The organism is Xanthobacter sp. AM11 (genome assembly GCF_047444035.1).
Taxonomy (GTDB): domain Bacteria; phylum Pseudomonadota; class Alphaproteobacteria; order Rhizobiales; family Xanthobacteraceae; genus Xanthobacter.
This window is the reverse complement of record NZ_JBLAOA010000001.1, coordinates 3,301,125-3,314,086: the sequence shown is the minus strand read 5'-3', so window position 1 is coordinate 3,314,086 and position 12,962 is coordinate 3,301,125. Positions and strand designations below refer to the sequence as shown.

Genomic DNA, 12,962 nt, shown 5'->3' with positions numbered 1-12,962 from the left:
CGCCCGGGGCGCCCGTGCAGGCTGACCGTCGGGAGGCACCGCTGGCGCCCTTGGGCGCCCGGGCCGCGGCGGAGCCACCCGCCCCGCGCCCCCAGCCCTACCGCACGGCGCACGAGCGCCCATCGGCGCGCCCCGAGCATCCGGCGGTCGGCACGGACGGCGAGCGGCCGCCGTTCTGGCCGGAGGCGGAATTGCGCCGCGCCTGGGGGGAAGGGGCCCCGCAGAGCCTGCCGCGGGCGACGCGGGTGGGTCCCCTGATCGGTCCCATCGACGAGGAAGAGCCGGTGGCCGCGCCGCCGGCCCCGGGCTGGCACAAGGAGGCCGCCGGCGCCCCCCGCCTGGCGCCGTGGGGACGGGCGGAAGCCGCCTATCATCCGCCGGCCGAAGCCGAGCCCCCGCTGCAGCGGATGCCGCGCGAGCCCCTGCGCCAGGGGCCGCCGGAACAATATCTGCCGCCGCATCTGCGCTCCGAGCCCCGGGTTGCCGGGCAGGCGCCCATGGCGGCGCCGGTGCTCTCGCGGGACGATGTGCACCGCCTCCAGTCCACCCTCTACGAGCTGGGCGAATGCCGGCGGCTGATGGAAGGCGTGCTCGACGGACCGAAAGAGCCGCGCGACGGCGGCTGAAGCAGGTGCCGCCCGGCGCCGTGGCGCGCGGGCGGCTGGGGTGTCGGGAAGATCGGTCAGTCCATGACCGCGAGGGACACCTTGGTCACGCCGGAACCGGTGAAGCCGAGTTCCGAGGCGGCGGCGCGGGAAACGTCGATCACCCGGCCGCGCACGAACGGGCCGCGATCATTGATGCGCACCACGACACTGCGGCCGTTGCGCAGATTGGTAACGCGCACCTTGGTGCCGAAGGGGAGGGAGCGATGTGCCGCCGTCATGGCGCCGGGGTTGAACCGCTCTCCGCTCGCTGTGCTCTGGCCTTGCCAATAGAAAGAGGCGATGCCGGTGGAGGTGTCCGCGCGCGCCGGGCTCGAAGTGACGATGCCGGCATTCAGAGACAGGGCGGCGCAAGACAGGACCACGCGAATCTTCATTCGATCTTCCAGAATTATTGAGGAAGATTGCCGAATGACCGCCGAATGGGCCGAGAATGTCACCCTTCGCCGGCAAAACAGAGGCCATTTGCCGTCCGTTGCCACACTCCTGCCGCGATCTGCCCCTGCGCCATGCCATCTTCACGCGCATTTCCGGGGGGCGATGGCGACCACCTGGGGAGAGCGTGCAAAGCCGGCGCATTTGGGCTTGAAGGGGCGGAAGCGATGGTCTAAGCCTCCCCTCCACGTCGGAGCGTAGCGCAGCCCGGTTAGCGCACTAGTCTGGGGGACTAGGGGTCGGAGGTTCAAATCCTCTCGCTCCGACCATTCAATCCCCGCTTCCCCTCCCGGAAACACACCATCAGAGGCCACCCCCGCAGGGCGCTGTGCGTCGGCGGATGGTAGCGCGGCGGATCAGCCTCAGGCATCGCCCATGGCGATGCTCCCGCAGCGCTTTGCCTGCCGCGACAGGCGAGGGGAGGGAACGGTTGCGCTGGGGCCAAGCTCCGGCAGCGGTTCAACTGAAGCATCGCGCGAATCGCTTGGACAGGCATCCTCGCGCAGAACATCACCTCAGCCGCATCCGGCAGCCCCTTATAAAAACACATGAAATGCCGATTCCGCAGGCGCTTTTTCCCGGGCGCGGCGCGCCGGATGCGCAGCGTGGCATCCTGCTCGGCTTCAGCCTCCCCCCGTAAGACAGCCGGCCCGCAAGGTTTCGCCCGATGGTTTCCGGGAGATGGGGATATCCTATTTATTTCAATGCATTGCCTTTAAACTCACCCATCAGGCGAATACAGTTTCTGTTTCCCTCCGGCCGGATCGCGCTCTAGATGAGGCTTTCCGGTGAGCCCGCCGCCTTCGCAGCACGACACGGAGGTGGGCACAACGAGGTTGCCCCATGCCGTTGCCCGATGACACCGTGCCCTCCGAATCCGGGCTTTCCGAATCCGGGTCCGTTGTTCCGCGCCTGACCTTCACCATTCTGGGCTGCGGGTCATCCGGCGGCGTGCCGCGGGTGGGGCAGGGCTGGGGCGCCTGCGATCCCGCCAACCCGCGCAACCGCCGCCGGCGCTGCTCCCTGCTGGTGCAGCGCACGGGGCCGAAGGGCACCACCACCGTGCTGGTGGACACCTCTCCCGACCTGCGGGAGCAATTGATCGATGCCGGCGTCACGGCGCTGGATGCGGTGCTTTTCACCCACGCCCATGCGGACCACACCCACGGCATCGACGACCTGCGCCCGCTCGCCATCCTCCACCGCCGCCGCATCGACATCCATGCGGACGAGGAAACCTCGCGCGCCCTGCACCAGCGCTTCGGCTATTGCTTTGCGACCCCGCCCGGCAGCGCCTATCCGCCCATCCTCACCGAGCATCGCTTTCGCGAGGGCCGGGAGATCGTGGTGGAGGGCCCTGGCGGCCCCATCGCGGCGCTGCCGTTCCGCCAGCGGCACGGCGACATGGACGCCTTCGGCTTCCGCATCGGCGACGTGGCTTATTCCAGCGACGTGAACGGCTTTCCCGACAACAGCCTGGCCCACCTGACGGAACTGGACGTGTGGATCATCGACGCCTTGCGGGAATTGCCGCATCCGTCCCACTTCACGCTTCAGGAGGCGCTGGACCATGTGGCCCGGCTGAAGCCCGCCCGCGCCATCCTCACCAACCTGCATACGGACCTCGACTATGCGGACCTCCAGCGCCGCCTGCCGCCCGGCGTGGTGCCGGCCCATGACGGCCTGCGCTTCACGTCCGACCTCAGGAGGGAGACGTTTGTCCTGGACGTGGCGACCCTTGACGCCTCCGGTTGATGCGCCGGATTGGGCCGCCCACAGTCACCGTCGGACCTTGTGCCTTGCTTGAGGTGCCGCCTTCAAGAGTCTGATATTGAATGGATATTTTGCGAATATTCAGCGTGGCTGAACTTCCGTCGGCTGCCGCAATGGCCGCCCGGGGATCAGCCTCGCCTCCTCCGTCCCGGACATGCGATATTCCATAATATCTCTTCTGCGATTCTTAGGGGAGCCGATCCAGCCGCCGCGCCACCGCCGCTGTGCCCGGGGGAATTGCGCCGGGTGAATGGCGCCGCAGGCGTTTCCCCCGCGCGCCGCCGGGCCGGCCCGACGCCTGCGGGCATGGCGGCGACGCGATGGCCCGCCTCAGTCGTGCTGCACCTTCAGGTCAAGGAGCGGCGTGCCGTCCAGGCAGTCCAGCCCGCGCACGTGCACGTTCAGCCCCTCCACCGCCACCAGTTGCACCACCGACGAGGCGATGGGGTTGGGCCGCACCGGCGAGCGTAGGGCGAAGGTGCCGCGCGTGTCGCCGTCGTGCCGCGGGCTCTGCAGCACCAGATCGCGCCGCGCCCGGTTCATCCAGTAGAGAACCTGGAGGCGGGGGCAGTCGGCAACGCCGGTGAGCGCCTGCGCCCAGCGCGGGGCGATCTCGATGGTGCACACCGGTCCCTCCTGCGCATCGCCGCGCCGCGGGCAGGCGCCGCGCTCGGTCCAGGGGGTACGGATGCGGCCGATGAAATAGAGCCCGGCATCGAAGCCCGCCGGCAGCTCCACCGCCTTTTCACCGGGCCGGATGTCCTCGTCCACCGGTCCCGCAGCCGCAATGTGCACCATGGCCCCATTCCCCTTGCATCCGGGTGCCGAGCATAGGGCCACGCGGCTGGGGGTAAAGCGCAGGGGGCGCCCTGCCCCGCCATCGGCGCGCCGAAACTCTGCGCGATCGGGTCTACACTGCGGCTTTCCCCTTCGGAGACTCCCATGGATTCCTCCCGTGACATTGCGCGCCTCCTGGAAATCATGGCCGCCTTGCGCACCCCCGGCACCGGTTGTCCCTGGGACCTGGAACAGAGCTTCGAAACCATCGCCCCCTACACGCTGGAAGAAGCCTATGAGGTGGCCGACGCCATCCAGCGCCAGGACCTCATGGACCTGAAGGAGGAGTTGGGCGACCTGCTGCTGCAGGTGGCGTTTCATGCCCGCATGGCGCAGGAGGCGGGCGCGTTCGATTTCGGCGACGTGGTGGAGGCCATCACCGCCAAGCTGGTGCGGCGCCATCCCCACGTGTTCGGTACCGCCCGCGACCTCTCGGCCGAGGAGGTGAAGGGGCTGTGGTCCACCATCAAGGGGCAGGAAAAGCAGGCCCGCGCGCAGGCCCGCGCCGCGGCCGGCCAGCCGCCGGAGGTGGAGGCGGCCGGCGCCCTCGCCGGCGTGCCGGTGCCGCTGCCGGCCCTCACCCGCGCCCTGAAGCTGCAGGAAAAGGCGGCGCGGGTGGGGTTCGACTGGAACGACGCCCGCCAGGTGCTCGCCAAGATCCGCGAGGAGACCGGCGAGGTGGCCGAGGCGCTGGATGCGGGCGGCCTCGCCGCCATCCGCGACGAAATGGGCGACCTCCTGTTCGCCGTGGTCAATCTCGCCCGCCATGCGGGGGTGGACCCGGAGGCGGCGCTGGCCGGCACCAATACCAAGTTCGTGCGCCGCTTCTCCTACATGGAATCGGCCCTCGCACGGGAAGGCCGCCGGCCTGAGGCGGCAAGCCTGGAGGAGATGGAGGCGCTCTGGCAGGCGGCGAAGCGCACCGAGCCGGAAAAGGCCGGCTGACGCGCCCCCTACCCTCTACCCCCTCCCCGCGCCTGCCCCTAGAACGGGGCGATGGAGGCCCGAACCGTGCGCAACCTCATCACCGACGTTCCCGGCATCCTGGTGGGCAACGCGACCGATCTTCACATCGGCACCGGCGTCACCGTGGTGCTGTGCGAGGCGCCGGCCATCGCCGCGGTGGATGTGCGCGGCGGCGGGCCGGGCACACGGGAAACCGACCTGCTCGATCCCGCCGCGACGGTGGAGCGGGTGGATGCCATCGCCCTGTCCGGCGGCTCCGCCTTCGGGCTCGATGCCGCCTCCGGGGTGATGGCGGGCCTCGCCGCCCGGGGCCGCGGCTTCGCGGTGGGCACGGCGCGGGTGCCCATCGTGCCCGGCGCCATCCTGTTCGATCTTCTGAACGGCGGCGACAAGGGGTGGGAAGCCCACCCGCCTTATGCCCGCCTCGGCCGCGCGGCGCTGGAGGCGGCCGGCGCAGACTTCGCCCTCGGCACCGCCGGCGCCGGCACCGGCTGCACCACCGCCACGGTGAAGGGCGGGCTGGGCTCGGCTTCCGCCATGGCGGCCTCCGGCCATGTGGTGGGGGCGGTGGTGGCGGTGAATGCGGCCGGAAGCCCGCTGTTCGGCAACGGGCCGCATTTCCGCGCCGGGCCTTATGAGAAGACCGGGGAGTTCGGCGGGCTGGGCGTGCCGGCGCATTTTACCGACGAGGGCGCCGAACCGCACCTGAAGGGCGGCATCTCGCGCTTTGCCACCACGCTGGCGGTGGTGGCCACCGATGCCGTGCTCTCCACCGTCCAGGCGCGGCGCCTCGCCATCATGGCGCAGAACGGGCTGGCCTTGTCGCTGTTTCCGGTGCACACGCCGCTGGATGGGGATGTGGTGTTTGCGCTCGCCACCGAGCGCCGGCCCCTCGAATCCCCCTTGCCCGACCTCGCGCGGCTCGGCGCCCTCGCCTCCCTGGTGCTGGCACGCGCCGTGGCGCGGGCGGTGCATGCGGCTCGCCGCCTGCCCTTCGCCGGCGGGCAGCGCAGCTGGCACGATCACTTCGCCGCCCGTTCCGCCGAAGAGGAGACAGGATGACCACCCCCGCCCCGCGCCCCACCCCCGCCGTGCCCGCCGCCGCGCCGGAGCCGCGCCTCGGCGGCGCGCTCGCGGTGATCTTCTGGTGCGCCTGCGGCATCACCGCCTTGCCGCTGGCCGGCCTGTTCACGCTGGTGTCCAGCCTCGGGGTGGCCGGGGCGCAATCGGCTCTGTTCGATTCCTTCGCCGGCCCGGGCGTGGCGCAGCAGGTGCTGCGGCTCGGGCTGCTGCCGCAGCTGGTGCTGTTCGCCTGGGCCGCCTGCCTGGTGGTGCTCACGGTGGCGAAGTCGCGGCTCGCCCTGTCGCTGGCGCCCTGGCTGCTGATGGCCTGGGTGGCCACCGGCGCCTACAGCCAGTTCGCCATCCGCGATGCCATCGCGCCCGATGGCGCGGACCTCGGCGCCTTCGCCGCGCTGGTGCCCGGGCTGCTGGCGCAGGCGGCGGGGGCGGCCGCCTTCTTCGGCTATTTCCGCGAGGGAAAACGGCCCGCGGCCTATTATCGACGCTGAGGCGCCTCGTCTTCCTCGGCCGCCACCCGCGGACGGCGCCGGGCGGGCACCGCGGCCGCCCGGGCTGCAATGCCGGAGGCCCAGCCGGACGCCGCATGAAGCGCCGCCCGCGCCGCGTGGCGGGAGGCGTGGGTTGCCGCGGCCATGCCCCGGCGCGGCGCCGGTGCGCCGCGGTTTTCCGGGTGTCCCGCGGTGAGGGGGGCGGGGGCCGATTCGTCCAAGGCCGGCAGCCCGGCATCCGAATGGAGCTTCTCGGCAAGGCGCACATGCCAGAAGCCGGCGAAGCGCGCCAGGCGCCCGGCCCAGCCGCCGCCCGGCATGGATGCCGCGAACGGCTGCAGCAGCGCGATGCGATCGTCGCGCTCGGCGATGGCGCCCACGATGAGCCCGGCGGCAAGCAGGCCGTGGCTGATCTCGTCGCCCGCGGAGGCCAGGGCGCACCACACGCCCCGCTCGCTTTCCAGCACCAGCGGCATGCCGCCGGTGTCGGGCAGCAGCCGGCCCTGCGCGGCTTCCACCAGCCCTTCCCCCACATCGGGATAAAGCTCGCGGGCATGGCGGCGCACGATGCGCGCCGCGCCGACCCGCGTCAGCACCGGTGAGGCGACGGCGGCGGCAAAGGAGAGGCGCTCCTCGTCGAAATGGAAACGGTGTCCGGCAGGGCCGGGCTCCTCGACAAGGCCGGCATAGGGAATGCGGGTTCCCGGCACGCGGAACGCGCCGCCCACCCAGGGCGCCCGCGCCACCCGCGGCGCCGCGGTGCCGAGCCGGGCGAAGGCGGCGGCCCCCGTCGCCACCACATGGTAGGCACGCACCCGCACCGTTCCCGTTGAGATATATTTGCGCAGGCCCTTGAGGTCCGCCGCCAGCGCCCCCTCGACGGAGAGGAAGCGCACCCCGGCCGCGCGCGCGGCGGCCTCCAGCGCCACGCGCAGGGCCTCCGGCGCAATGCGCTCGGCCGGTACCACGCCCATGGCCACGGCAAAGGCGGTGGTGCCCAGAAGGCACGCGGTGTCCTCGCCCTCCACCAGAATGGCGGAATCCGGCGCCAGTCTCTGGCGCAGCTCATGTTCCCGCAGCAGCGCCGCCGCCGCATGGGGCCGCGCCACGGCGAGCCGGCCGCGCGGACCCACCGCGGCGCCGGCCTTTGCCGCCAGCCGCAGGCCGCGGTCCGCCGCCTGGGCGGAGAGAATCAGCAGTTCCTGCGCGTCCGCCTCGCCCACCCGGGCCACCAGATCGGCCGTGGGCAAGGCGAAGCCGGGGGCGAGAATGCCGTCCACCGGCAACTGCGGACCCGGCCCGGTGGCGATGACGATCACCTTCTGCCCGCGGCAGGCCAGGTCCCCGGCAATGATCAGGCCGGCGGAATCGTCGCCCACCACGCAGACGTCGCAATCCAGCGTGCGAACCGCCGCGCTGCTGCGGCCGGTGCTTCGAGTCTCGGGCGCCTGGGCGCCGGGCGGGACCGTTCTTGTCATCCTTGGCATTCGTCCGCTGGCGCCGCAATGCTTCCCCCGAAGCATCGGCCCGCGCGAATGTCGCGCTGCGGCCTTGAGAAACCGTTTATTTGCGGCACTCTCGTGACAATGGGAGGTGCCAGCGGAGGGCGTGACGCTGGGGCGCGGGGCACCGGGTTGCACCGCACACACCGCCTCTGCGATAAGGGCGCACTTTGTTCGTTGATCGGTTTCCAATCCCATGCGCCGTCTCATTTTGCTGCGCCACGCCAAGTCCGACTGGCCGGACGGCATCGCCGATCCCGAACGTCCCCTCGCGCCGCGGGGCCGCACCGCCGCCCCGCGCATGGGCGCCTACATGGCCGCGCAGCATCTCGTGGCCGATCGGGTGCTGGTTTCCCCGGCCCGCCGCACGCGGGAGACCTGGGATCTGGTGGCCCCCCAATTGCCGGCGGTGAAGGTGGTGGCGAGCGAGCCGCGCATCTATGACGCATCCGCCGCCCGCCTGCTGGGCGTGCTGCGCGAGCAGCCGCGGGACGCCCACACGCTGATGCTGGTGGGCCATAATCCCGGCCTGGAAGACCTTGCGGAAATGCTCACCCTGGGCGGCGCCGCTGTCCACATGGTGCGGATGGCGGAGAAATTCCCCACCGGCGCCATCGCGGTCATCGACCTGCCGGTGGATGAATGGAGCGCCACGGTGCCCGGCATCGGGCGGCTGGACCGCTTCGTCACCCCGCGGGACCTCGCCGACGCCGACTAGAGAACGCATTGTCCGGTCAAATTGAGTCCATTTGATCGGATCGCCCTCCAGGCCCGCCGCGCCTTACCGGGGGCCAGCGCAAGCGGGATGCCGCTTCCCTGCGGCCGCGTCCTGTCCTAGTGGTGACTCTGCCCGCGCCCATCTGGAACACCCCGAACATGCCGCTGCTCTCCGACGCCATGGACGATGCGCGCATCGCGCTCAAGTCTCTGGCCGAGCGCGTGGAAGGGCTCGCCCACCCCACCTTGCGCCTGGGCGTCACCGGCCTTTCGCGCGCCGGAAAGACCATCTTCACCACGGCGCTGATCCATGCGCTGACCCGCGGCGGCCGGCTGCCGGTGTTCGAGCCCATGCAGTCGGGCCGCATCGCCCGGGCGGAGCTTCGCCCCCAGCCGGACGATGCGGTGCCCCGCTTCGCCTATGAGGACCACCTCGCCACCCTGGCGCAGGCGCGGCAATGGCCTTCCTCCACCACGCGGGTGAGCGAGCTTCGCCTCGTCATCAGCTATGCCAGCCTGCGCGGCAGCCAGCGCACCCTCACCCTGGACCTGGTGGATTATCCCGGCGAATGGCTGCTGGACCTGCCCCTGCTGGAAACCAGCTACGCCGATTTCTCCCGCCAGAGCCTCGCCCTTGCCCGCGCCCCGGCCCGCGCCGCCGTGGCCGCGCCCTATCTTGCCGCCGTGGCCGCGGCGGGGGTGGACGGGCCGGCCGACGAGGCCAGGGCGCGGGAGGTGGCGGCCCGCTTCACCGCCTATCTTTCCGCCTGCCGCACCGAGCGGCTGGCCATGAGCCTGCTGCCGCCCGGGCGCTTCCTGATGCCCGGCGACCTGGAAGGCTCGCCCGCCCTCACCTTCGCACCGCTGGACGTGGGCGAGGCCGCCCCGCGCGCCGGCTCCCTCGGGGCGATGATGGAGCGGCGCTTCGAGGCCTATAAGAATGCGGTGGTGCGCCCCTTCTTCCGCACCCATTTCGCCCGCCTCGACCGGCAGATCGTGCTGGTGGACACGCTGGCCGCGCTGAATGCGGGGCCAGCCGCCCTCGCCGACCTGGAGCGGGCGCTGGACGGCATCCTCGCCGCCTTCCGCACCGGGCGGAACAGCCTGATGAGCGCTTTGGTGCGCCCGCGCATCGAGAAGGTGCTGTTTGCCGCCACCAAGGCCGACCACCTGCACCGCGCCAGCCACGACCGGCTGGAGGCGGTGCTGGCCCGGCTGGTGGAGCGGGCGCGGGCGCGGGCCCATGACCGCGGCGCCGCCCTGGACGTGGTGGCGCTGGCGGCCATCCGCGCCACCCGGGAAGCGCGGGTGCGGCGCGGCGGGCACGAGCTGGATGCCATCGTCGGCACGCCCGAGGCGGGGCAGGAGGCGGCCGGCCATGTGTTCGACGGCACCGAGGAGGTGGCGGTGTTCCCCGGCGAGCTGCCCGCCGACCCGGATGCCCTGTTCGATCCGTCCGGTGCCGGCTTCCGCGGGCTCGCGTCGCCGGAAGGCGAGGCGGACTTCCGCTTCTTGCGGTTCCGCCCGCCCGCCGGCCTCGGCCCACAGGCCCCCCTCCCCCACATCCGCCTTGATCGGGCGCTGCAATTCCTGCTGGCCGACCGGCTGTCGTGAAGGGCTTGCCAGCACGGCGGGCCCGCGCCATGTCCTTTCCATGAGCATCCCCGCATGAGCGACGAGCGCCCCTCCCCCCGCCGGCCCCAGGTGTTCCGCCTCGACGAGGGCCATGTGACCCTTGCGCCGCCGGAGCCGGCACTGCCCGACCCCGCCACGCCGGCGCCGGACCCCGGGAGCGCGCCCCGGCCCGGCGGCATGTCCTGGTCGGCGCTGTTCTGGTCGGCTCTCGGCGGCGTCCTGAGCCTCGCCGCTTATGTGGGGCTGAGCCGCCTCGTGGAGGATCTGTTCGCCCGTGCCGAATGGCTGGGCTATGTGGGCCTCGGCGTCATCGCCGTTCTGGTGGCGGCGCTGGCGGTGATCCTGGCGCGGGAAGTGGCGGGGCTGGCCCGCCTCGCCCGGCTGGACGACATCCGCAACCGCGCCGAAGCCGCCTTGGCCGACGACGACCGCAGTCTTGCCGAAGCGGTGAGCCGCGACATGCTGCGTCTTGCCGCCGCCATGCCCACCCTGGCCCGTGCCCGCGCCGACCTGGAAAGCCATCTCGGCGGCATCATCGACGGCGCGGACCTGGTGCGCCTCACCGAGCGCTCCCTGCTGCCCAGCCTTGATTCCCGCGCGCGGCAGATGGTTTCCGATGCGGCGCGCAACGTCTCGGTGGTCACCGCCGTGTCGCCCCGCGCCGTGGTGGACCTCGCCTTCGTGCTGTTCACCGCAGTCTCGCTCATGCGCCGGCTGGCGCAGCTCTATGGCGGCCGGCCGGGCCTCTTGGGCATGGTGCGGCTGGTGCGCCATGTGGTGGGGCACCTGGCCATCACCGGCGGCATGGCGGCGGGCGACACGCTGGTGCAGCAGATCGTCGGCCAGGGGCTCGCCGCCCGCCTGTCGGCCCGGCTCGGCGAGGGAGTGGTGAACGGCCTGCTCACCGCCCGCCTCGGCCTCGCGGCCATTGCAGTGACGCGCCCTTTGCCCTTCGCCGCCTTGCCCGCGCCGCGCCTGGCGGACGTGGCCAGCGGCCTTCTGCGCAAGGCGGAGGAGGAAGAGGCCGCCTCACGCCGGCAATAGATGGGCCGGGATGTCCTGCGGCGTGTAGCTGACGGGGCGGTTGCGCCAGATCATCTGCGCCGTGGGCCACATGACGAAGGCGGAGAGCACGCCGAGGAACAGGGCATAGTTCCATTGCCGGTCCATCAGGGCGGCGGCGAACACCGCCACCAGGCCCGCGCCGGCCACGGCGCCCATGACCGCCATCAGCCAGAACCGCCACGGGGCATAGCCGCCGCGGAAGCTCACCCGGCCCCCGGCCGATGCCAGCGCGGCGTGGAGTGCGCGCACGAAGGCGCCGAATTCCGCCCGCTGGTCCCGCACGCCGGTGATGGACAGGCGGGAGATGGAGCCCACCTTCACCCGCGCGCCGCTGCGGCCGGCCAGTTCGATCTCGTAGCTGGGGCTGCCGAAGCGCGCCGGGACGAAGCGCAGCCGCACGTCGCTGATGTCGCTCAGGGCGATATGCCCTTCCGCCAGGCCCACGCCCCAATAAAGATCCGGCGGCGCAAGGCGCAGGCGCACCCCCGCGCCGCCGAGCCGGGGCAGCCAGCTGTAGGCCAGCCCGGGGGCCGCCGCCTCGGCGCTCATGTCAGCTCCCGCATGGCCGCGTCGATGCCGGAGACGGTGAGCGGAAACATGCGGTCCTCCATGATGTGCCGGATGAGGCGGATGGAATCGGTGTAGCCCCAATGGGCTTCCGGCACCGGATTGAGCCAGGCGGCATGGGGATAGGTGGCGGTCAGCCGGCTGAGCCAGACCTTGCCCGGCTCCGCATTGGAATGTTCCACCGAGCCGTTGGCGAGGGTGATCTCATAGGGGCTCATGGAGGCGTCGCCGACGAAGATCAGCTTGTAGTCGTGGCCGAAGGTGTGCAGCACGTCATGCAGCGCCACACGCTCGCCGGCGCGCCGGGCATTGGAGCGCCACACGCTTTCATAAACACAATTGTGGAAGTAGAAATGCTCCAGATGCTTGAACTCCGTGCGCGCGGCCGAGAACAATTCCTCCACCTGGGCCACATGCCAGTCCATGGAGCCGCCCACATCCAGGAACAGCAGCACCTTGACTGAATTGCGCCGCTCGGGGCGCAAACGCACGTCGAGGTAGCCCTGCCGCGCGGTCTCGCGGATGGTGCCGTCGAGGTCCAGTTCCTCCGGCGCGCCGATGCGGGCGAACTTGCGCAGCCGCCGCAGGGCCACCTTGATGTTGCGGGTGCCGAGTTCCACCTTGTCGTCGAAGTCGCGGAACTCCCGCTTGTCCCAGACCTTCACGGCGCGGAAGTTGCGGTTGCCGTCCTGGCCGATGCGCACCCCTTCGGGATTGTAGCCATAGGCGCCGAAGGGGGAGGTGCCGGCGGTGCCGATCCACTTGCTGCCGCCCTGGTGGCGTCCCTTCTGCTCCTCAAGGCGCTTCTTCAGGGTTTCCAGCAAGGCATCGAGGCCGCCGAGGGCCTCGATCTGCTGCTTCTCCTCTTCCGTGAGGTGCTTCTCGGCGAGCTTGCGCAGCCAGTCCTGCGGGATGGAATGGCCCTCCTCGCCCAAAGCCGCCTCCAGCCCCTTGAAGCACTGGCCGAAGACCTGATCGAAGCGGTCGAGGTGGCGCTCATCCTTCACCAGAGTGGCGCGGGCGAGGTAATAGAAGGCGTCCACCTGGCGGCCGGCCACGTCCTTGTCCATGGCCTCCATGAGGGTGAGATATTCACGGACGGAAACCGGGACGCCGGCCGACTTGAGGGCCTCGAAGAAGGCGATGAACATGCGAGCCCCTGCCCTCCCGCGTCCGAAGCGGACGATGACCGGAGAATAGCCATCGCGCCGCGCCGACGCAAAGTGCGC

The 12,962-nt window shown here is 71.3% G+C and carries 11 protein-coding genes, 1 tRNA gene and 1 pseudogene; 8 read left to right on the top strand and 5 right to left on the bottom strand.

Translation table 11 applies throughout. The features are described 5' to 3' along the window. Window positions 1–682: 682 nt before the first annotated feature. A complete protein-coding gene (locus ACI7BZ_RS15135) occupies window positions 683–1,042 on the bottom strand; it encodes a septal ring lytic transglycosylase RlpA family protein (protein WP_414118000.1) in 360 nt (119 codons plus the stop codon). A gap of 249 nt (window positions 1,043–1,291) precedes the next feature. On the opposite strand from ACI7BZ_RS15135, the gene ACI7BZ_RS15130 reads away from it, so the two are divergent. Next, a tRNA-Pro gene (locus tag ACI7BZ_RS15130) sits at window positions 1,292–1,369 on the top strand. Between the two features lie 574 nt (window positions 1,370–1,943). After that, a complete protein-coding gene (locus ACI7BZ_RS15125) occupies window positions 1,944–2,855 on the top strand; it encodes an MBL fold metallo-hydrolase (RefSeq protein WP_414117999.1) in 912 nt (303 codons plus the stop codon). A 348-nt stretch (window positions 2,856–3,203) separates the two neighbouring features. Here the strand turns inward: ACI7BZ_RS15125 and ACI7BZ_RS15120 are convergent, their stop codons facing one another. Beyond that, window positions 3,204–3,671: an SAM-dependent methyltransferase gene (locus tag ACI7BZ_RS15120; protein WP_414117998.1), complete on the bottom strand. Its 468-nt coding sequence runs from the start codon at window positions 3,669–3,671 to the stop codon at window positions 3,204–3,206. A 144-nt stretch (window positions 3,672–3,815) separates the two neighbouring features. Between ACI7BZ_RS15120 and mazG the strand changes: the two genes are divergently transcribed. From mazG to ACI7BZ_RS15105, 3 genes are all read left to right on the top strand, one after another. After that, window positions 3,816–4,655, top strand: coding sequence for a nucleoside triphosphate pyrophosphohydrolase (gene mazG, locus ACI7BZ_RS15115; RefSeq protein ID WP_414117997.1), 840 nt, complete (start codon window positions 3,816–3,818; stop codon window positions 4,653–4,655). 66 nt (window positions 4,656–4,721) lie between these two features. Continuing rightward, window positions 4,722–5,738 (top strand): P1 family peptidase, encoded by a 1,017-nt coding sequence (locus tag ACI7BZ_RS15110; RefSeq protein ID WP_414119176.1) that lies wholly within the window; start codon window positions 4,722–4,724, stop codon window positions 5,736–5,738. Then, window positions 5,735–6,247: a hypothetical protein gene (locus ACI7BZ_RS15105; protein WP_414117996.1), complete on the top strand. Its 513-nt coding sequence runs from the start codon at window positions 5,735–5,737 to the stop codon at window positions 6,245–6,247. Before ACI7BZ_RS15110 ends, ACI7BZ_RS15105 begins: the two co-directional genes overlap by 4 nt. Here the strand turns inward: ACI7BZ_RS15105 and ACI7BZ_RS15100 are convergent. Then, window positions 6,235–7,725, bottom strand: a complete 1,491-nt coding sequence (locus ACI7BZ_RS15100; protein WP_414117995.1) for an FAD-binding oxidoreductase/lyase — start codon at window positions 7,723–7,725, stop codon at window positions 6,235–6,237. The genes ACI7BZ_RS15105 and ACI7BZ_RS15100 overlap by 13 nt on opposite strands. Window positions 7,726–7,945: 220 nt before the next feature. Here ACI7BZ_RS15100 and ACI7BZ_RS15095 point away from each other — a divergent pair, with 220 nt between their 5' ends. The 3 genes and pseudogenes from ACI7BZ_RS15095 to ACI7BZ_RS15085 form a co-directional block, all read left to right on the top strand. Further along, the gene (locus ACI7BZ_RS15095; protein WP_414117994.1) at window positions 7,946–8,467 is read left to right on the top strand and encodes a SixA phosphatase family protein; all 522 of its coding nucleotides are present in this window, start codon (window positions 7,946–7,948) and stop codon (window positions 8,465–8,467) included. A 158-nt stretch (window positions 8,468–8,625) separates the two neighbouring features. Beyond that, complete coding sequence (locus ACI7BZ_RS15090) at window positions 8,626–10,080, top strand: YcjX family GTP-binding protein (RefSeq protein ID WP_414117993.1); 1,455 nt, start codon at window positions 8,626–8,628, stop codon at window positions 10,078–10,080. Between the two features lie 51 nt (window positions 10,081–10,131). Next, a pseudogene (locus ACI7BZ_RS15085) lies at window positions 10,132–11,145 on the top strand (YcjF family protein); the annotation flags it as partial. On the opposite strand, the gene ACI7BZ_RS15080 reads toward ACI7BZ_RS15085, so the two are convergent. After that, entirely contained in the window at window positions 11,131–11,715 is a 585-nt protein-coding gene (locus ACI7BZ_RS15080; protein WP_414117992.1) for a hypothetical protein, read from the bottom strand. The pseudogene ACI7BZ_RS15085 and the gene ACI7BZ_RS15080 overlap by 15 nt on opposite strands. Next, on the bottom strand, window positions 11,712–12,884 hold the full coding sequence (locus ACI7BZ_RS15075) for a vWA domain-containing protein (protein WP_414117991.1): 1,173 nt from the start codon (window positions 12,882–12,884) through the stop codon (window positions 11,712–11,714). Before ACI7BZ_RS15075 ends, ACI7BZ_RS15080 begins: the two co-directional genes overlap by 4 nt. Between the last annotated feature and the right edge of the window lie 78 nt (window positions 12,885–12,962).

Bases quoted from the DNA above. Each gene is read 5' to 3' on its own strand.
- ACI7BZ_RS15125 (WP_414117999.1), top strand. From the start codon at position 1,944: ATGCCGTTGCCCGATGACACCGTGCCCTCCGAATCCGGGCTTTCCGAA.
- ACI7BZ_RS15105 (WP_414117996.1), top strand. From the start codon at position 5,735: ATGACCACCCCCGCCCCGCGCCCCACCCCCGCCGTGCCCGCCGCCGCG.
- ACI7BZ_RS15075 (WP_414117991.1), bottom strand. From the start codon at position 12,884: ATGTTCATCGCCTTCTTCGAGGCCCTCAAGTCGGCCGGCGTCCCGGTT.
- mazG (WP_414117997.1), top strand. From the start codon at position 3,816: ATGGATTCCTCCCGTGACATTGCGCGCCTCCTGGAAATCATGGCCGCC.
- ACI7BZ_RS15120 (WP_414117998.1), bottom strand. From the start codon at position 3,671: ATGGTGCACATTGCGGCTGCGGGACCGGTGGACGAGGACATCCGGCCC.
- ACI7BZ_RS15135 (WP_414118000.1), bottom strand. From the start codon at position 1,042: ATGAAGATTCGCGTGGTCCTGTCTTGCGCCGCCCTGTCTCTGAATGCC.
- ACI7BZ_RS15090 (WP_414117993.1), top strand. From the start codon at position 8,626: ATGCCGCTGCTCTCCGACGCCATGGACGATGCGCGCATCGCGCTCAAG.
- ACI7BZ_RS15100 (WP_414117995.1), bottom strand. From the start codon at position 7,725: ATGACAAGAACGGTCCCGCCCGGCGCCCAGGCGCCCGAGACTCGAAGC.
- ACI7BZ_RS15095 (WP_414117994.1), top strand. From the start codon at position 7,946: ATGCGCCGTCTCATTTTGCTGCGCCACGCCAAGTCCGACTGGCCGGAC.
- ACI7BZ_RS15080 (WP_414117992.1), bottom strand. From the start codon at position 11,715: ATGAGCGCCGAGGCGGCGGCCCCCGGGCTGGCCTACAGCTGGCTGCCC.